Origin of the sequence: Butyrivibrio sp. XB500-5, assembly GCF_003625505.1 — a bacterium.
Taxonomy (GTDB): domain Bacteria; phylum Bacillota; class Clostridia; order Lachnospirales; family Lachnospiraceae; genus Butyrivibrio.
Genome location: NZ_RAIS01000001.1, coordinates 768,336 through 786,911 on the forward strand (window position 1 = coordinate 768,336; position 18,576 = coordinate 786,911).

Consider the following 18,576-nt stretch of genomic DNA (forward strand, 5'->3'; position numbering starts at 1 on the left):
AATGCAAGTGTATATTTACCAAAAATTACAGTGCAGCTATTGCCTTCTTTGGACACTTTGCCACGCAAACGCCGCAATGTGCGCATTTTTCCTGGTCTATCGAGGCCACATTGTTATCAACTGTTATTGCTCCGGCAGGACAATTTTTTTCGCAGATATGGCATGCGATACATCCCGCTTTGCAATAAGAGTTAACGATTTTTCCCATATCTTGTGATTTGCATGCAACTGCTTCCTGTGCCTCATAAGGTATGAAATCTATAAGGTGGTTAGGACAGATATCAGCGCACTTACCGCAGGCCTTACATTTCTCTTTATCCACTACGGCAACACCGTTTACGATGTGGATCGCATCAAACTGACATACGGATACGCATGAGCCGCCGCCGAGACATCCGTATGAGCAGGTCTTTGCTCCGCCTCCGGGTGCCTGTGACATAAGTCTGCAATCGCTTACTCCGACATAATCATATTTCTTCTCAGCGTTATCGCAGTTACCGTTACAGTGTACAAAAGCAACCTTACGAGCCATATCACCTGCTTCAACGCCCATAATAGCCGAAATGGCAGCTGCTACGGGAGCACCTCCGACGGGACACTGTGATACGGCCGCCTCACCTTTTGCGATAGCCGAAGCACATCCCGAACATCCCGGATATCCGCATCCGCCGCAGTTATTTCCCGGAAGAACTTCCAGAATAGCTGCCTCTTTTTCATCTACATCAACATGCAACTTCATGTCTGCAAGACCGAGGATAATACCGATGGCAATTCCAACGCCTGCTACAACCGCCGTTGCAATGATTATTCCAATAATCATAAGTTCATCTCCTTCACTTCAAAGCCGAGAATCCGGTAAATGCAATAGCCATGAGTCCGGAAGTAAGAAGTACCATGGGCATTCCCTTAAATGACTCGGGGATGTCGTTGTACTCCATCTTTTCACGAAGTCCTGCCAAAATAACTATCGCAATTGTGAAACCTACAGCTGTTGCGAATCCGCAAACTGTACTCTGTAAGATTGAATAGCCGTCTGTTACGTTGTTGAGAGCAACACCGAGAACCGCACAGTTGGTGGTAATAAGAGGAAGATACACACCAAGTGCTCTGTAAAGTGAAACAACGTACTTTTTAAGTACCATCTCAACAAACTGTACCAGCATGGCAATAACAAGGATGAATACTATTGTCTGCAGATAAGAAAGATCCAAAGGATTCAGGATAAACTTATAAATAATGCTACAAACCAAAGAAGCAAGCGTGATAACGAATACACACGCTCCTCCCATTCCCAGAGCGGTATCGGTCTTCTTGGAAACTCCAAGGAAAGGACACAGTCCGAGGAACTGGCTGAGTACTACGTTATTAACCAGTGAGGCTGATATCATAAGTCCCACAAGGCTCATAATCTGTTGTGCCATAATTATTCAGCCTCCTTTCTCTTTGCTGCGTTTGCTTTGATCTTGTTCATCGTTGCAATAAGGAATGCAAGAACGATAAATGCACCGGCCTGCTGTATGAAGATGCTGATGGGCTTATATCCCGAAAGGAAAGCTCCTACAGCTCCGGGAATAACTGTTCCCTCGCCGAGTATCTGTACATCAAACGCTGTGCCCGCACCGATAAACTCTCTTACAAGACCGATTGTCGTGATCGCGCAGGTAAAGCCGATTCCCATTCCTATTCCGTCAAAGAAAGAAGGTACGATTCCGTGCTTACTTGCATATGCTTCCGCTCTTCCGAAGATGATACAGTTAACAACGATAAGAGGGATATACACTCCGAGCGCACTGTTAAGTGCCGGAACATAAGCCTGCATAAGAAGCTGAACCAAAGTAACGAAGGAAGCAATAACAACTATGAAAGACGGAATCCTGACTGTAGCAGGAATTGTCTTACGAAGTGCTGCAATAACCGCGTTACTTAATGCCAAAACAAATGTTGTCGCAAGTCCCATTCCAAGTCCGTTGATCGCGGATGAAGTAACCGCAAGAGTGGGACACATACCGATCATAAGTACTAAAGTAGGATTTTCAGCAATGAGGCCGTTAAAAAATCTCTCGGCCGGAGTATCCTGCTTGAAGCCCAAAGCTCCTTTTTTTACATTGTCACTCATCACTGTCCTCCTTTCAAAACATTCTCAAAATATGTGATCGAAGCGTTTACACCATTGGTGATGGCCTTTGATGTGATCGTAGCGCCTGAGATCGCTTCAATCTGAGAAGAAGGACTTGTAAGCTGTCCGTTCTTAACTACGCTAAACTGCTGTGCCTGCTTGTTCTCAAACTGAGGAACGATCACCTTCTCGGCATTCATTCCAAGTCCGGGAGTCTCAGCAATAGATATAATGGAGATTCCGTTTACGTTTCCATCGTTTTTGATTCCGACTGTGTATGTGATGAAATCACCGTAACCCTTGGATGAAACTCTTATAACATATCCAAGTGTTGCTCCGGATGCATCCTTAGCTGCTTTTACATCCTCGATGGTAACACCCGTAAGTCCGGAAACCGCTGAAGCTGCTCCGTCAGCATTAAGCTCTACGTCGTCAAAAGTTTTTGCATCGGCGAATACCGACATATTGGCCTTGTCCTGCGCAAGCTTAGCCTGAAGTGCGATAGGATCCTTGGTAACCTGATAAACAAGTCCAAGCAACACTCCCGCAACAAGAGTTATAGCAAAAAGAACCAAGGCGTTTTTGATCATGCTCTTTGCATCATTCATGCTTTCTTCGCCTCCTTCTTTGCAATTTTCTTGATTCCGAAAGCTCTCGGAATAGTGAATTTCTCAATAAGAGGAACCAAAAGGTTTCCTATTACGATCGCATAGGAAACACCCTCTGCGTTGGAACCGAAAATACGGAACACGCCTGTGAGTATTCCAAGGATAAATCCGTAAATATATCTTCCCTTGGGTGTTATCGGACATGTCACATAGTCTGTTGCCATAAAGAAGGCACCGAGCATAAGTCCGCCACCTGCAAGGTGTGCTGAGATATAAGCCCAGTTAAATCCGTATCCTCCGAAGAGCCCTACAAATATCGCAAATGTGATGATGTAGGTAAACGGAATAACATAGTCGATAATTCCGAGCGCAAACAGGATCATCGCACCGATCGCAATGCAAAGCATTGAGGTCTCACCGATCGTTCCGCCCGTTCTACCGATGAGCATATCCATTATATTGACATCAGCGCCTGCTTTAAGGTTAGCAAGCGGTGTTGCTCCCGTGTATGTATCGGTAACGAAGTTGGTCATAAGGGCGGGAAAAGATATCACGAGGAATAATCTTCCGCCGAGTGCGGGATTCATGAAGTTCTGGCCAAGTCCGCCAAAGAGCTGCTTAACCAAAATTATCGCAAAAACACCGCCAAGTACCGGTACCCAGAACGGTACGGTTGAAGGCAGGTTCATTCCCAGAAGAAGTCCTGTTACAACCGCCGAAAGGTCGCCTATAGTTACACGCTTGTGCATGGCTTTCTCATAGATAAACTCAGATAAAACACAAGAAGCCACGGACAGCAAAAGAATAATCAGAGCATCCGGCCCGAAATTGTATATACCAAAGCCTGCTGCCGGTAAAAGCGCAATTACAACCCACATCATGATGTTGGACGTGGTAGTGTTTGCTCTTACATGCGGGTTGGATGACACTCTTTTCATATCACTCATTAAAAATGTCCCTCCCTTACTTTTTCCTGTTAGCCAGCTGAATCTTTCTCATACCCTTGATCAGCTGAGTGAGCTGACGTCTTGCAGGGCAGATATAACTGCAGCATCCGCATTCACAGCATTCCATTCCGTACATATCAAGGAATGCCTTTTCGTTGTTGTGTTCAACGGCATCGGCAAGGTTCTTGGGGATAAGTCTCTCGGGACATACCTCCACACATCTTGCACAGTTGATACATGCGCTCGGTTCAAGGGCTGAAACCTCGTCCTTGGTAAGGCATGTAAGAGCTGAAGCCGTCTTGGTTGTGGGAACATCAAGGTCAAAGAGTGCAAATCCCATCATGGGACCGCCTGATATGATCTTGGCAGGCTCAGTCTTGAAGCCGCCTGCGTCCTCAAGAAGCTCCTTGTAATTTGTTCCTATTCTTACTTTATAGTTTCTGGGATCGGCAACCGCATCACCGGTAATGGTAACGATCCTCTCCATGAGAGGTCTTCCCTCTTTTACCGCTCTGCAGACAGCACAAAGAGTATCAACGTTATCAACGATACATCCCGCATCGGCAGGGAGCATCGAAGAGTTGATCTCTCTTCCCGTAACCGCATAAATAAGCATACGCTCAGCGCCCTCAGGATATTTAGTCTTGACGGGCTTAACGCTTATCTTCTCTTCATCTTTAGTTAATTCCTGGAATTTCGCGATCGCGTCGGGTTTATTGTCCTCTATAGCAAGAATACCTCTGGCTTTGGGGAAAATACTGACAGCAATCTTAAGACCTTCCAAAAGAAGCTCCGGCTCCTCAATCATACGTCTGTAGTCAGATGTAAGATAAGGCTCGCACTCCGAGCAATTGGCTATAACATAGTCAATCTTGTCCGGTTCCTTCGGAGAAAACTTAACCGCAGTAGGGAATCCTGCTCCTCCCATTCCTACTACGCCGGCCTCTCTGACCGCTGCAATCTTGTCCTCCGCTGTCATCTCCTCGTATGGTTTGAGTGGTTTAAACTCCACCTCTTCATACTTCTCATCATTCTCTACGATGATACTCTCGCACATAGCGCCGGTAGCCAGCCTGCGCTTCTCAATAGCCTTAACCGTACCTGATACGGTTGAGTAAATCGGTGCCGAAACAAAACCTCCGGCTTCTGCAATCTTTTGTCCTGTAAGAACGTGATCCCCAACAGCGACAATTGCCTTGGCCGGTGCACCGATGTGCTGAGACAACGGATAAACCAAGTCACCTTTTGGTAGCACTGATTTAATGGGCTTGTCCTTAGTAAGTTCCTTGCCTTCATAAGGATGGATGCCGCCCTTAAAAGTACCTCTTGCCATTTCCTACCCTTCTTTCATATTTTAGATGTGTACCCGATAAGAATAATCGGGTGAAAAATTTAACAATTTAATTATACTATATTTTCACGGGAAAATGCTGAGAAATCGAAAAAAAGTTTAAGAGAAAATGTGATACAATATGGTAGTAGGCGATTTCGGAAAGTGAGATTTTTTATCATGATCAAGACAAACGAAGCTTTGACCTTTAGTGAAGACCATATAATTCATTCACTGCCCAAGATTCTGGGATGTTCAAATAAGGATATTCTTTTCATTGATATAGAGACTACGGGGCTGTCACTTCGAAGTTCAGACCTTTATCTTATAGGTGCTTCATATTATAAGGACGGAAGCTGGCAGATCTGCCAATTTTTCGCAGAAGACATCAATCAGGAAAAAGAGATCCTGGAAGCTTTTTCGGAGTTTTCAAAAGGCTTTTCAAAAGTGCTCCACTACAACGGAGACAGATTCGATATCCCCTATATAAAAAGCAAGCTTGAAAAACACGGCTTGCCCAATATTTTCGAAGACATGGACTCGATCGATATCTACAAAAAAATAGGTCCATACAAAAGACAGCTTGGGCTCATGGATTGTAAGCAAAAAACAGTCGAACTCTATCTAGGTATCAACAGAGAAGATAAATACGACGGCGGTAAACTCATACCGATTTACAAGAACTATGAACAAAGCAAAAATAAGGAAGCGCTTAAGCTGCTTCTTTTGCATAACTTCGAAGACGTAAAGGGCATGTTCGGCATACTTCCGATGCTGCAGTACAGCACGTATTTCGCCATGTTCAGAAATCTTCCCAAGGTATCCGTTAAATGCGATGAAGATATCGATGATGAAAAATATTGCTCGGACTGGAGCAACAAGCTCCCCGTCAAAGCTGTCAAAGTACAGGCCAATCAATACGATGACATGGACGGTCATTCAAGAAAAGAAATCTTCATGAAGCTCCACATGGCAATGGCTCTGCCTTGCTCGCTGACAGGCAATTATGAAGGTTTTTATTTAAAGACAAACGGAAATGAAGCCACGCTTCGTCTTCCTTTATATGAGACAGAGCTTAAGTACTTTTATTCCAATTACAAGGATTACTTCTATCTTCCAAAAGAGGATATGGCAATCCATAAATCCATCGCTTCATTTGTAGACAAGGCATACCGTGAGAAGGCAAAACCCGAGACCTGCTACACCAAGAAAGAAGGTCAATTCCTTAAGGAATGGGATCTTGTTTTTTCACCTTTCTTCAAAAAAGATTATGAGGATAAAAACTTCTATTTTGACCTCAGTGAAAACATGAAAAAGAGCCGTTTTGCGATGAGCTTATATGCTTCTCATGTGATGGCTAAGATATTGGAAATATGATTATAAAAAAATATCGAGCGGACCGGGTGTCACTCGATTTCACGCAGAACAGCGGCCCGGGGGAATATACCACCCGAGCCGCTGCTCTGTTTAGATGTAGAGTTAGGAGAAAACTATTAGGCTTTAGGCTTCTCGTAATAGAAGGAGTTTTTACGAACGAAGCCTATTTCTTTATAATTTATTATCTGCTCTGTGCTTCCGATAAAGAGGATTCCGCCGGGAGCAAGTGAATCATAGTACTTTCTGAATACTTCGTCCTTGGCCTCCTCTGTAAAATATATAAGCACGTTTCTGCAGACTATAAGGTGCAGATCCTTCGGATAAGGATCGCGAAGGAGATCTGCCTGTTTAAAAGTAACCCTCGACTTGATCTCATCCGACACCTTCATTTTGCCGTCTTCAGTCTCCGTAAAATACTTAGTCTTAAAATCCGCCGGAACGCCGGCAACTTCTTTTTTGTCATATATAGCAGCTTTTGCTTTCGCAAGAACAACGGCGTCAAGATCCGTAGCAAGGATGCTCACCTGATTAAGCGGCATATGCTTTGAAAGCAACATAACTATCGTGTACGGCTCATCACCCGTTGAACATGCAGCGCTCCATATCTTAAGGTTCTTTCCGAATTTACCCATGAGCTCCGGAACCATCTCTTTATCCATAAGGTTCCACTGATCCACATTTCTGAAAAATTCGGAAACATTGATGGTAAGGTATGATACAAAAGCATCGAGGGCTTCTCTGTCTTTTTTGATAAGCTCTGCAAATCCGTCATATCCCTTGACGTCATACTTACCGATCAGGGTATCGATCCTTCTTTTCATCTGCTTTTCTTTGTAAGCATTAAGATCAATCTTTGTCAGATCATAAACCGCTTTCTTAAACCACTCATAATCGTATACCATAGATGCCACCCCTCCTGATCGGTCTGTACTTTTTAGAATCTAATACCATTTTATAATATACCGAAATGTATGTAAAATTAAATAATTATAAACGACATCACATATATAATTATCAAAATACAATAACCGTTATTGCAGAAAACATGCTTAGTCGTCTTCCGGCTTCAGTTCATCCCCATACGTATATACTTCATCGGAGATTCCGAGCTTCTTGCGATAATCCTTTAAGATATCCTCTATTTCTTCTATGGTGCAAAGCGTCTCATCCGGGTCAACAAAAGCTTCACAGGCTTTCTTATACGCATCTTCAAGATCTGTGGCATCCTCGCCGTGTTCATCTTCAGGATAACGGTATTCCACGTCTACTGTTATATACTTTTTATTGTCATAAAAGGTATACCGGTCTACATCCACCCTTATGTCATCTCCGCCGATCCGGATACCGTTAATGGTCACATCCTCTTCGGGAGGATCATATTCTGTCTCATATATTGATTCATCCCACTCATACCACAAATGATACTTTCCTTCAGCATCAAGATATCCGTTAAATCCTCCGTGAGTCATAGCCCCGCCCGAGCCTGATACATATATCATTCCGGAATACGTTATGACTGCGGATTGTCTGGCCCAACAGTCCTGAATATAGCATATCTTCAGCTTTCCGCCAAAATTCTTTACTATCAGACTTAAGCCATATCCATGTGGATCTTCTTCATCATAAAAATCCACCAATAGTTCATAGCTTCCATCCAGCCCAAGATCAATATATCTCTCACTTAAGTACTCCGCATCGTCCGGTATTTTGGTACGATCAATGTCTATCATTCTTTCAATTTCAGGCAATTTGTAGCTTTTTTGCCCGGAGGATAAACCAAACTGTTCGCAGTATTCACTGCAGTCCTCTGAACATTCTGCCTCTATTTCCCCACTGATAAATCCCAAATACAGCTTTTCAGACTCTTCATCAAGTGTGATCTCCGATCTATCTCTGCCGTCGATATAATCCCTCCATATAGCAAACTTCGAACGGGGTTTTTCAGTGGAAGCCGCATTTCCCGATCCTGCCGCTTCGGTGTCTTCTGAATCCGCTTCCGAGGCTTGCTCCGTAGGCACGGCCGCTTTACTTCCGCAGCCCGCAAGGCATAGGCATAGTCCGAGTACAAGTAATAATCTCACTCTTTTCATTATTCAATTCTCCTTCTTTTATATAAGCGTTAACAGATCACTTAAGATGCGGTGCTCAATGCCTTATGCATATCGATCCGCTTCTTGATCTTTATAAGGACTGCGCAGCAAACAATATCAAGTATGCATACCACGATCCAGTTATATGAAACAATTCCCCTTAGAATACTCTTTTGCCAAAAGATCTTACTGTAATAATTTATTGTGTAGTTAAAGCCCATGAGCACTATTGTGTTGCGCCCAAAGAACTTAAGAACTCTGTTAGAGCCGATCACATCGCGGCTAAGTAGCAGCACAAAGACTGACATGCAGGTACTTCCTATGATAAAAAGGCCCGGATAAGTGCCGAACTTTCTTAGATTTATATCAACCTTGCCCGTTGCCACGGTACATAGGAAGAATACTGAAAAAAGAAAGCACATAAAGCCCACATAAAAATGCGGATTCCCTGACATCACCTTGGATACGTCCTTATTATCAAGGACTTTCCTGATATAATATCCCGCCATCATAAAGCCTGCGCCTATAAGAGCTATTCCGATATGCCATGGAAGTATAGGGCTCTTAAGTGCTCCGAGGATGAGATTGACACCCCAGAACGCCATGAACATAAGGCATTTCGCCGCTCTGCTCCTTAACTTGAAAACTGCCCATACAACTATCGTACTTAAGAAGATACATGGTAAGAACCATAACGGCACACTGGTTCCCATTCTTGCTTTGGTGCTATAGGAATACAGTGCCCATAATATACTTCTTACGCCTTCCTGAGAAAATTCCTCAAAGCTGTAGCCGGACATCAGATCATAGATAAGCTCAAGACCGATATTTATCCCACAGAGTACAAAATAGGGAATGATATATGCCTTGAACTTACTTACAACAAGGTTCTTTAATCCCTTCTCTTCCCACTTTTCTCTGTTATAAAGAAATCCGGAAAGGATAAAGAAAAACGGCATATGGAAACCGTATATCAGGGTTGTAATGATATCAGGGGCGCCTGAATGACCTATCAACATAAGGATGATCACGATGCCCCTGGCAATATCTATATATTCACTACGAAATCTAGCATTCATATCAATATCCTCTGGGATTCTCACTAACCTCGATAAAACCTCGTTAAGTGTTCACCCATGGCTCGCACTAGCCTCGAAAGAACCTCGGCAAGTGCTCTGCAAAAAAAACCGGCAGCAAATAATTGCTGCCGGTGCAAAAATTCTACTGTTCTAAATTAGTTCTCTTCGTTCTGCTCAGCGATAACCTTGTCGATATCAACTGATACAACGTCGCCCTCTTCCTCAGCTGCTTCGTCTTCCTTCTCGGGAGCGAACATAGCCTTGATTGAAAGGCTGATCTTCTTCTCATCCTCGTTGAAATCAACGATCTTAGCTTCTACTTCCTGACCTACCTTAAGTACGTCTGAAGGCTTCTCAACATGCTCCTTAGCGATCTGAGAAACATGAAGAAGTGCATCGATTCCTGCCTCAAGCTCGATGAAAGCACCGAAGTCAGTCATTCTTGCAACTTTACCCTTAACTACGTTGCCTACTGCGTATTTCTCAGTAGCATCCTTCCAAGGGTTCTCGTCGTCAAACTTTCTTGAAAGAGCGATCTTGCTTCCGTCAATGCTCTTAACAAGAACCTTGACTGTATCGCCGATCTTAAATACTTTCTTAGGGCTCTCAACGCGTCCCCAGCTCATCTCTGAGATATGAAGGAGACCGTCTGCTCCACCGAGATCGATGAATGCACCGAAATCAGTAACGTTCTTAACTACGCCGTCAACGACATCGCCAACCTTGATAGTATCGAACAACTTCTTAGCCTGCTCTGCCTTCTCAGCTGTAACAAGCATTCTTCTGTTACCGATATATCTGCGTCTCTTAGGATTGTACTCAGTTACAACGAACTGAATCTCCTGATCCTGATACTTGGAAAGATCTTTCTCATAGCTGTCTGAAACAAGACTTGCGGGGATGAAGATTCTGACTTCATCAACCACTACTGTAAGACCACCTTCGAGAACCTGAACAACCTTGGCTGTAAGAACTTCCTTGTTGTTGAATGCTTCTTCGATTCTCTTGTTGCCTCTATCGATTGCGAGTCTCTTGTATGAAAGAATAACCTGTCCGTCTGCATCGTTGGTCTTAAGGACCTTAACGTCCATTGTGTCGCCAACCTTTACTGCAGTTGTAAGGTCAATGCTGTTATCGTTGCTATATTCGTTCTTGGTCAAGATACCATCGGACTTATAACCAATGTTAAGGATTATCTCGTCAGGCTTAACGTCAATAACAGTTCCCTCAACAACCTCCCCTGTATGAATTGTTTTGAAAGATGCGTTAAGCAACTGTTCAAAAGTTTCTTCTGACATAATTCTGAACCTCCTCAATAATGTTCTTTGGGGTTGATGCCCCGGCGGTAATCCCCACTAGCTTAACCGCTTTAGTTATATCTAAATGCAAGTCATCCAGTGTCTGAATAAAATATGTATCGGAACACTTCTTGCTGCATATTTCGTACAGTTTCCTGGAGTTAGAACTGTGCGCGCCACCAATAACTATCATTACATCGGCTCTGGAAGCAATTTCTTCGGCCTCTGTCTGGCGTACCTCAGTAGCGTTGCATATAGTATTCACAATATTAATATTGTAACCGTTATTCCTAAAGATTTCAACGGTTTCTTGAAATTTATTCTTGTTAAATGTAGTCTGGGACACTATTGTGTAATCTTTGGTCTTGTCTCCTTCAAAGTTTACGGCACTTTCAGGGGAGTCGACCACGTAAACTTCGCCTTTTGAATAGCTTACTATTCCCTCGACCTCCGGATGATTGGCAGAGCCAATTACAATTATGCTCTTTCCCTTCTCGCTCTCCTCTTCCACGATCTTGTGAATACGCTTAACAAAAGGACAGGTGGCATCCATTATCTCAAGCCCGGTTTCCGCAAGCTTTTCATAGGTCTCCTTAGTCACGCCGTGGGAACGGATAATGATCGTTCCTTCCGTCACACCCTTAAGCTCATCGACAGACTCTATGACCTTAACCCCCTTTTTTTCAAGGTCGGAAACAACAGTCTCGTTGTGAATAATGGGACCGTAGGTAAAAATATTTTTTCCTGATTTATTATTTATCTGGTCGTATACGGTCTCAACTGCCTTGGTAACTCCAAAGCAAAAACCCGCATGCTCGGCAACTATAACTTCCATAATCATCTCCTACCGCTCATATAGCGGCAATTTATCATCCCTTGTACAGAGTAATGATCTTATCTACCACCTCATCGATCGTCATATCGGATGAATCTACCAAGACCGCGTCGTCAGCCTGTTTAAGAGGTGATATGTCTCTGTGCATATCTCTGTAATCTCTCTCGATGATCTCTTTTTCGATCACATCGATATCACACTCCATTCCCTTTTCTGTAAGTTCTTTAAATCTTCTGTCCGCCCTCACCTTAGAGCTTGCGGTAAGGTAAACCTTGCACTCGGCATTCGGTAGAACTACGGTTCCGATATCTCTTCCGTCCATGACAACATCTGTTGTCTCCGCAAGCTTCTGCTGAAGCTCAACAAGCTTTTCCCTGACGTATCCGATGACACTGATCGCCGAAGCCATGTTTCCTACTTCCTGAGTTCTTATAAGCCCGTTTACGTTTTCACCGTTAAGAAATACCATCTGCTCGCCGTTCTCATGCTTAATGGTGATGTCTGCAGCCTTACATTTCTCAACGATTTTTTCAGTCTCGTCCGCTCCGATTCCCTCTTTTTTCATAAAAAGAGCCATCGCACGGTACATTGCTCCCGTGTCCACATATATAAATCCAAGATTCTTTGCCACGCGCCTTGCTATTGTACTTTTTCCCGCTCCCGCAGGTCCGTCGATCGCAATCTGTTTACTCATTTCTTTTAACTCCTAAAATCATATTTCTCCGGCAGAAGTTCCGGCAAGATGTCCCGTTGACCATGCAACCTGTAAGTTAAAGCCGCCGGTCTCAGTATCAACGTCTATCACTTCTCCCGCAAAGTAAAGTCCCTTTATAAGCTTGGACTCCATCGTTGAAGGATTGATCTCTTTTACGTCCACGCCGCCTCTGGTTATTATGGCTTCGTTAAAGCTTCTCGTTCCGTTGACCGTTATCGGAAGATTCTTAATGAGCCTTACGAACGAGAGCCTTTCCTCTTTGGTGATATCGTGAACAGGTCTCTCCGGATCTATCCCGGATAAGCGTATCATAACAGGAACAAGTTTTGAAGGGAAAAGCCCTCCGATAACATTTTTAAACTGTTTATTGAGTCCCTCATCAAAGTCCCTGAGCACCCTTGTATCAAGCTGCTTCTCGGAAAGCGCCGGCTTAAGATCCAGTAAAAGCTCAGCCTTTTTATCTTTTTCGTAGTGGCAGCTCGCTGTTAAGACAAGCGGCCCGCTCACTCCGAAGTGTGTAAACAGCATCTCTCCGAAGCCTTCGTACACCGGCTTTTTCTTTTTGGCACTCTTGCTATTATCTTCAGCTCCGTCTTTATTTGATAAAAAGAGCTTTAGTCCGACGTTCTTAAGTGACAGTCCCTGAAGCTCCCTGCACCAATCTTCCTTGGTCTCAAAAGGAACAAGCGAAGGTCTTGGCTCTTTTACCGAGTGCCCTGCTGCCTTTGCAAACTCATATCCGTCTCCCGTCGATCCCGTCGAAGGATAAGAAACACCGCCGGTGCAGACGATAACGCTGTCGAACTCCTCTCTCATTATCGGCGCGTCGCCGCCTTTCTTGGAAGAACCGGCCTTATCAGCATAAGTTATGGCACTTACGCTTTGTCCGCTTGTCTCAACGGAAAGGACCTCTGTATCAAATAAGACCTTGACTCCCGCCTTTTTTACGGCGTTAAAAAGAGTTCTGATGATATCGGACGAATGGTCGGAAACCGGGAATACCCTGTCTCCTCTTTCAATCTTTAATCTGCAGCCGTTGCTTTCAAAAAAGTCCATAACGGCGGTATTGTCATAGTCATAAAAAGCGCTGTAAAGGAATCTCGGATTTCTTTTTACATGGTCAAAAAAATCCGTCTGATCACAGGCATTGGTCACATTGCAGCGTCCCTTTCCCGTGATATAGATCTTCTTTCCCGGCTTTTCGTTTTTCTCAAAAATAGTGACGCTCACGCTGCTATTCGCAGCAGCAAGCGCCGCCATCATCCCGGCTGCACCGCAGCCGATAATTGCAATTCTCTTCATCAATTGTTCTTCTTTCTGAGCGGTTCAAGCATCATCGGATCATCTGATGCAAAATCAATCTCGTCATTGAGATAAACCTGATAGTTGTTCCAAGTCTCCTCGAGCATCTTAAGATCAGCCTTTACTTCATTGGGCTTTCTCATGCAAAGTGCGACAACAAGCGCATTGATAACGCTAAGCGGCGCAACAAGCGAATCCACTATGGAAGCCATCTCACTCTTAGCAAGGAGATTACAGGATGAATACAGGTTCATCGGTGAATGCACGGAATCGGTTATGGTTATCACCTTGGCATTCCTGTCATTGGCAAACTCCATACACTTAAGCGTCCTCATGGAATATCTGGGGAAGCTTATTCCTATTATCGCATCCCTGTCGCTTATCCTTATCATCTGCTCAAACATCTCGGTAACGGACGTTGTCTTAATGAGAACGTTGTTACCTCTTATCATGTTGAGATAAAAATGAAGGAAATCAGCAAGCGGCTCACAGCTTCTGATACCGACGATATACAAGGTCTTTGCCTTTAAAATAATATCAACCGCTGTCTTAAATGCCGCTACATCTATGTTGTTTATCGTATCTTCAAGATTGCTTATATCAGAGCGCAGAATAGTAGAGAGAATCTCTCCTTCATTGCTCTTTCCGAACTTGCGGCCCACCTTCTCAACGGAGCCGAATTTGTCCGTAACCCATACAGAAAGTGCCTTCTGAAAAGCGGGATATCCGTCGTATCCAAGGCTCATTGCAAATCTAACAACAGTAGATTCACTCATACCTACTATCTTACCGAGCTCCGCAGCCGTCATGAATACAGCCTGCTCATAGTGATCGCAGATATATGTGGCAATGTTCTTCTTGCCCTTACTCATCCTTGAATAACATTCATTTATTCTGGTTATTACATCAACATCGCTCTCGAATTTCATAGACTAAACGCCTTATATGCTGATTCAAGCATGGAAATTGAAGCCTCAGTATCAAGATCATAATCACCGGTAACGGCCATACAACCTGCACCGTGAATGAAGATCCACATCTGCATGAAGAGCTGCTGCGCATTGGCAACGCCCTTGGCTGTAGCCTTATTGATCTCTTTAACGACATTTTCCGAAGAACCGTTTACAAGATCGTACATTGTCTTGCCATCGTTTCCCTGCTCGGAAATGAAAAGAAGTCTGAAAAGATGAGGATACTTCTGTGCAAAACCAATGTATGCAAGACCGAGGTCCACGAATGGTACCTCGTGGCTCTTGTCGCACTCATTGTAGTAATCCTCGTAGTAAGCTGCTGCCTTATCATAAACGTCCTTTTTAAGCGCATCCATATTCTCGTAAATACGGAAAATAGGCTGTGTCGAACATCCGGCTGCTGCCGCGAGCTTTCTCGACGTGATCTGCTCAAAGCCTTCCTTTCTTGTGATCTTAAATGCCGCATTCACGATTTCTTTCTGCGTAATCGTAGCTTTTCTGGACATATATACCCTCCCAACAATAATTCTTACCCCGGCGGATGAGCGCCAAAGGTAATAGCTTTTTTTATAAAAGCATGCGTTATTATTTTACAAAATCAAATGTACACTGTCAACGGATTTTCATGCACAAAGAGACCTATCAAAGCTCGATATCTCCTTCGATTCCATAGAAATCAACAACCCGTTTTTCTCCGCTTTTGAGCACTATTGTAACGGGGCCGTAGCCGCCGCATTTTTGCTCGTCGGTGTATATGATGTCCTTAACAGGGAATATGTCATCGAGGCTGAAGTCCTCGTGACTTTCCTTGGTTATCACCTGAGAAATCAAAAAATACTTCTCATAGCCGTACTGTTTTTCTCTCTTTGTATTGGCGCAAAGAACGACCGACCTCTCGCTGTCAGGGTTTGTACCCACACTCCTTATCACCTCTATCTCGTCCCATCCGTCAAAGATCGTGTAGCAAAGCTGCTTCTCTTTTCCGGTGTGATCATAGCCTTTTAATATAACTGCCTTAAATCCGCCTTCTTCCTTGCATTCAACGATTGTCCCGTTGTCAGGGAAACCAAAGGCACCAAGCGTTATCGTTATAGGATTTCTGTACATTCGTATCTTGTCGGCACGCATTATTCCGTAAGGAACAGCAAAGTCAGCAAGATTCATTGCTGTATTCCAGTGAGTCTCGGTATTAAGCTCATAATCAAAGAACTGTCTCCTGTACAAAACACCGTCTTTTTCGCCGTGCCAGAAGGTCACGTTCGCCTTTAGTATCTTGTCGTCTTTGTTCTGAATCTCACCTGTTTTTTTATCGGTATATCCGATAACATACTGTTCGGATTCGACGTCTTTTCTCACAGCGCTTTCCCACGGGAACTTGGAATTATAGACGAGTTTGGAATAGTTCCACATACCGTGCTCATCCGATCTTTCTTTTACGACCTTACCTGTACGCAGCTCCGTTATGCCGCTTGCTTCATGGTTTGCAAAAGAAAGAGCGGGACCGTTAAGTGTAGTCACCTTGGTCTCATTCTTTTTAAGCTTGTCCCAAGTACCGTTATTTTCTTTTGCCGTCCAAAAAGGATGATCCTTTGGAAGATGCAGGCACAGAAATGCTTTTCCAAGCCACAACGGTGACTCTGCGCATGAATAGCTCTGCACAAGAGGCGTAAACGGGCCGTAGAAGCCAAGCGTCGGAACGCCGTTTATAAGAAAGTCGTCTCTTTTAAGAAATTGCAAAAGCGATCCCGAACAGATCCTCCTAGCAAGTCCCGGATCAGCCTTTGAATCTCTCATCATGAGATTGCCGTCAAAAGCACTCGTTGCGGCATTTCTGTAAATACCGCTCCTGCCCCACATATTTGTAAAGCCGTCCCTGTCAAAAAAGTCGGGATAGGTCTCCATCAGTTTATTGGAGTTTTCCTCAAACTTTCCTGCAATATAAGGCTCTTTTTCATAACCGTACCAATTGTTCCAAAAAGCCGTATACATGTTGAACGCCCAGCACGAATAGTAGTCAAAAGACTGCCCGTCCCGATACCAGCCGTCTCCGACATAATAATTCAAGATATTCTGTGCATGATCGCGCATGATATCTTCGTCGATCTCATAACCGTTCATGTACAAAAACGCAAGATCGAGCATATTGAAAAGGCGCCAGTTCTGCGGAACCGTATAGCTGTGCGCATAGTCAGAAAGAAATGCCGCGATCCTGTCTTTTTCTTCCTGTGTATAGGTATCCCAGATCTCTTTTTTGCAGATAAAAAGACAGATCACGAGCGCCGCGGTTTCAACCGTCTGTTGGTAGATGGCATACTCATCGCCGTTTTCTTTTTTCATGTCCGAATAGTTGTAGACATAATTATCATTGCCCGGCGTGACCGCGCGAAGGACCTGATCCTTGTAATAATCTCTTATATTTATCCCGTTGAGAGAAAGCGCAGGCTCCTCGCAGATTAAAGGCGCAGCAATGAAAAAAGATCTGGTGAGACCCTCAAAGATCTCCGCCTTAAATCTCCACGTAGGCGCATCCTTCCCGGGGTAAGTTACTTTTGTCTCATAGCGCGGCATCACTACAGGTTTATCCGCGCTCGCTATATTATCAAATATCCCTCCGAGGAGATATTTCGCAGCCTCTATCCAGCTCTTTCTCGTAAGTCCCGTGTAGGGGCTCAGCTCATAGTCCGTATATTTAGGTTCAAATACCATAAATAACCTCCGCCTATTTTAAGCTTATATAGCAATGTCTTTTCCGGGTCAAAAGATCTCAAGCGCGATCCCGGCAAGCTTCATCATTGCCTCAATGAAATAATAATCGCCGTATATGATAGACATATTATGTCCGTCACCGTGGTAGTCGACTGCGCAGTTATTTAAAAGGTTATCGGCATCATCGCCCCAGCTTATCCTCTTTTCATCAAGAGTCTTAAGGAGGCTTATCGCAGTATCCAGATACTTATCTGAAAGAGCCTCGTCCCCGATCGCCATAGAGAGCTCGATAAGGCCTGAAGCAGTTATAGCTGCTGCCGTTGAGTCCTCAAGCTCCACATCCTTTGGCTGTCTGTAATCTATAGGGATAAGATGTGAATCCGGTATCTCTGAGATAACGTAATCCGCGATCTCTTTTGCCGTATCAAGGTATTTCTGATCTCCGGTATATTTAAAGCTCAAGGTAAAGCCGTAGATTCCCCAGCTCTGACCTCTTGTCCATGAAGAACCTTCGCCGTATCCCTGTCCGCCCGGCTTTCCGACGATCTCACCCGTTTCCGGATCAAATATGATTATATGATTTACCGAGCCGTCTTCTCTTACAAACGCTTTCATTGCAGTGTCTGCGTGCGCTCTTGCGATCATTTCAAATCTGGGATCGGTCGTCTCTTCGCTCGCCCAGTACAAAAGAGGCAGATTCATCATACAGTCGATTATCGCAAAGCCTCTCCTGTCAACATCGTCCCAGTTATTCCACGCCCTGATAAATCTGCCGACAATATTAAATCTTCCCGCCATGTTGGTAGCGGCAAGCATTGCTCTGTTGTAGGATTCCTTGTTGTTAAAAAGCTTATATCTGCAAACGGACGTAGGAAGCCACTTAAAACCGTTGTCATGATCGAGCCCATCAATATTCATGAGATTCTCATCAAGCTTATCCTCGACTTTTATTGCCTCTTTCTTGTACATCTCATTTCCTGTGAGCTTATAAAGCTGCCACATCTCTCCGCCCCAGAAACCGTTGGTCCACCAGCATATGTCCTTACCCGATTTGTCGTCAAATCGCCCGTATTTATCTGTTGTATACGGGATCTTATCAAGATTTCTTTTGGTGACTTCTTCCATCTTGCCTGATATTTTTTTAAGCGTAGTATCTATCCACTTTTTCTCGTTTTCTGTAAGTTTTCTCATGCCATTCCCTT

Annotated in this window: 18 protein-coding genes; 1 reads left to right on the forward strand and 17 read right to left on the reverse strand. The window is 44.1% G+C overall.

Translation table 11 applies throughout. The annotated features are described in order from the left end of the window. Positions 1–25 precede the first annotated feature (25 nt). Genes D6856_RS03605 through rsxC form a run of 6 tightly spaced genes read right to left on the reverse strand, consistent with a single transcriptional unit; the run spans position 26 to position 5,004 of the window. Positions 26–820 (reverse strand): RnfABCDGE type electron transport complex subunit B, encoded by a 795-nt coding sequence (locus D6856_RS03605; protein ID WP_120685765.1) that lies wholly within the window; start codon positions 818–820, stop codon positions 26–28. A gap of 13 nt (positions 821–833) precedes the next feature. Beyond that, positions 834–1,421 (reverse strand): electron transport complex subunit RsxA, encoded by a 588-nt coding sequence (rsxA, locus tag D6856_RS03610; RefSeq protein ID WP_330392959.1) that lies wholly within the window; start codon positions 1,419–1,421, stop codon positions 834–836. A gap of 2 nt (positions 1,422–1,423) precedes the next feature. Continuing rightward, positions 1,424–2,116, reverse strand: a complete 693-nt coding sequence (rsxE, locus tag D6856_RS03615; protein WP_243114023.1) for an electron transport complex subunit RsxE — start codon at positions 2,114–2,116, stop codon at positions 1,424–1,426. Next, on the reverse strand, positions 2,116–2,724 hold the full coding sequence (locus D6856_RS03620; RefSeq protein ID WP_120685766.1) for an FMN-binding protein: 609 nt from the start codon (positions 2,722–2,724) through the stop codon (positions 2,116–2,118). The genes rsxE and D6856_RS03620 overlap by 1 nt, the downstream gene beginning before the upstream one ends. Further along, the gene (locus D6856_RS03625; protein WP_120685767.1) at positions 2,721–3,671 is read right to left on the reverse strand and encodes an RnfABCDGE type electron transport complex subunit D; all 951 of its coding nucleotides are present in this window, start codon (positions 3,669–3,671) and stop codon (positions 2,721–2,723) included. The genes D6856_RS03620 and D6856_RS03625 overlap by 4 nt, the downstream gene beginning before the upstream one ends. 16 nt (positions 3,672–3,687) lie before the next feature. Beyond that, positions 3,688–5,004, reverse strand: coding sequence for an electron transport complex subunit RsxC (rsxC, locus tag D6856_RS03630; RefSeq protein WP_092245895.1), 1,317 nt, complete (start codon positions 5,002–5,004; stop codon positions 3,688–3,690). Positions 5,005–5,181: 177 nt separating this feature from the next. On the opposite strand from rsxC, the gene D6856_RS03635 reads away from it, so the two are divergent. Next, a complete protein-coding gene (locus tag D6856_RS03635; protein WP_120685768.1) occupies positions 5,182–6,378 on the forward strand; it encodes a ribonuclease H-like domain-containing protein in 1,197 nt (398 codons plus the stop codon). 116 nt (positions 6,379–6,494) lie between these two features. On the opposite strand, the gene D6856_RS03640 is transcribed toward D6856_RS03635, so the two are convergent. The 11 genes from D6856_RS03640 to D6856_RS03690 form a co-directional block, all read right to left on the reverse strand. Further along, positions 6,495–7,280 carry a CheR family methyltransferase gene (locus tag D6856_RS03640; protein WP_120685769.1) on the reverse strand — a complete coding sequence of 262 codons (786 nt, stop codon included), beginning with the start codon at positions 7,278–7,280 and terminating at the stop codon, positions 6,495–6,497. A 147-nt stretch (positions 7,281–7,427) separates the two neighbouring features. Continuing rightward, a complete protein-coding gene (locus D6856_RS03645; protein ID WP_120685770.1) occupies positions 7,428–8,468 on the reverse strand; it encodes a hypothetical protein in 1,041 nt (346 codons plus the stop codon). Positions 8,469–8,509: 41 nt separating this feature from the next. Continuing rightward, positions 8,510–9,547, reverse strand: a complete 1,038-nt coding sequence (locus D6856_RS03650) for an acyltransferase family protein (protein WP_120685771.1) — start codon at positions 9,545–9,547, stop codon at positions 8,510–8,512. A 155-nt stretch (positions 9,548–9,702) separates the two neighbouring features. Beyond that, positions 9,703–10,845, reverse strand: coding sequence for a 30S ribosomal protein S1 (gene rpsA, locus D6856_RS03655; protein WP_092245910.1), 1,143 nt, complete (start codon positions 10,843–10,845; stop codon positions 9,703–9,705). After that, entirely contained in the window at positions 10,826–11,680 is an 855-nt protein-coding gene (gene ispH, locus D6856_RS03660) for a 4-hydroxy-3-methylbut-2-enyl diphosphate reductase (protein ID WP_092245913.1), read from the reverse strand. The genes rpsA and ispH overlap by 20 nt, the downstream gene beginning before the upstream one ends. Positions 11,681–11,714: 34 nt before the next feature. Beyond that, positions 11,715–12,374 carry a (d)CMP kinase gene (gene cmk / locus D6856_RS03665; protein WP_120685772.1) on the reverse strand — a complete coding sequence of 220 codons (660 nt, stop codon included), beginning with the start codon at positions 12,372–12,374 and terminating at the stop codon, positions 11,715–11,717. A gap of 18 nt (positions 12,375–12,392) precedes the next feature. Further along, positions 12,393–13,697 (reverse strand): NAD(P)/FAD-dependent oxidoreductase, encoded by a 1,305-nt coding sequence (locus tag D6856_RS03670; RefSeq protein WP_120685773.1) that lies wholly within the window; start codon positions 13,695–13,697, stop codon positions 12,393–12,395. Beyond that, positions 13,697–14,626, reverse strand: coding sequence for a MurR/RpiR family transcriptional regulator (locus D6856_RS03675; protein ID WP_120685774.1), 930 nt, complete (start codon positions 14,624–14,626; stop codon positions 13,697–13,699). The genes D6856_RS03670 and D6856_RS03675 overlap by 1 nt, the downstream gene beginning before the upstream one ends. Further along, positions 14,623–15,174, reverse strand: coding sequence for a TetR/AcrR family transcriptional regulator (locus D6856_RS03680; RefSeq protein WP_120685775.1), 552 nt, complete (start codon positions 15,172–15,174; stop codon positions 14,623–14,625). The genes D6856_RS03675 and D6856_RS03680 overlap by 4 nt, the downstream gene beginning before the upstream one ends. Positions 15,175–15,310: 136 nt before the next feature. Next, the gene (locus tag D6856_RS03685; protein WP_120685776.1) at positions 15,311–17,374 is read right to left on the reverse strand and encodes a DUF2264 domain-containing protein; all 2,064 of its coding nucleotides are present in this window, start codon (positions 17,372–17,374) and stop codon (positions 15,311–15,313) included. Positions 17,375–17,422: 48 nt separating this feature from the next. Then, complete coding sequence (locus tag D6856_RS03690) at positions 17,423–18,565, reverse strand: glycoside hydrolase family 88 protein (RefSeq protein WP_120685777.1); 1,143 nt, start codon at positions 18,563–18,565, stop codon at positions 17,423–17,425. Positions 18,566–18,576: the final 11 nt, after the last annotated feature.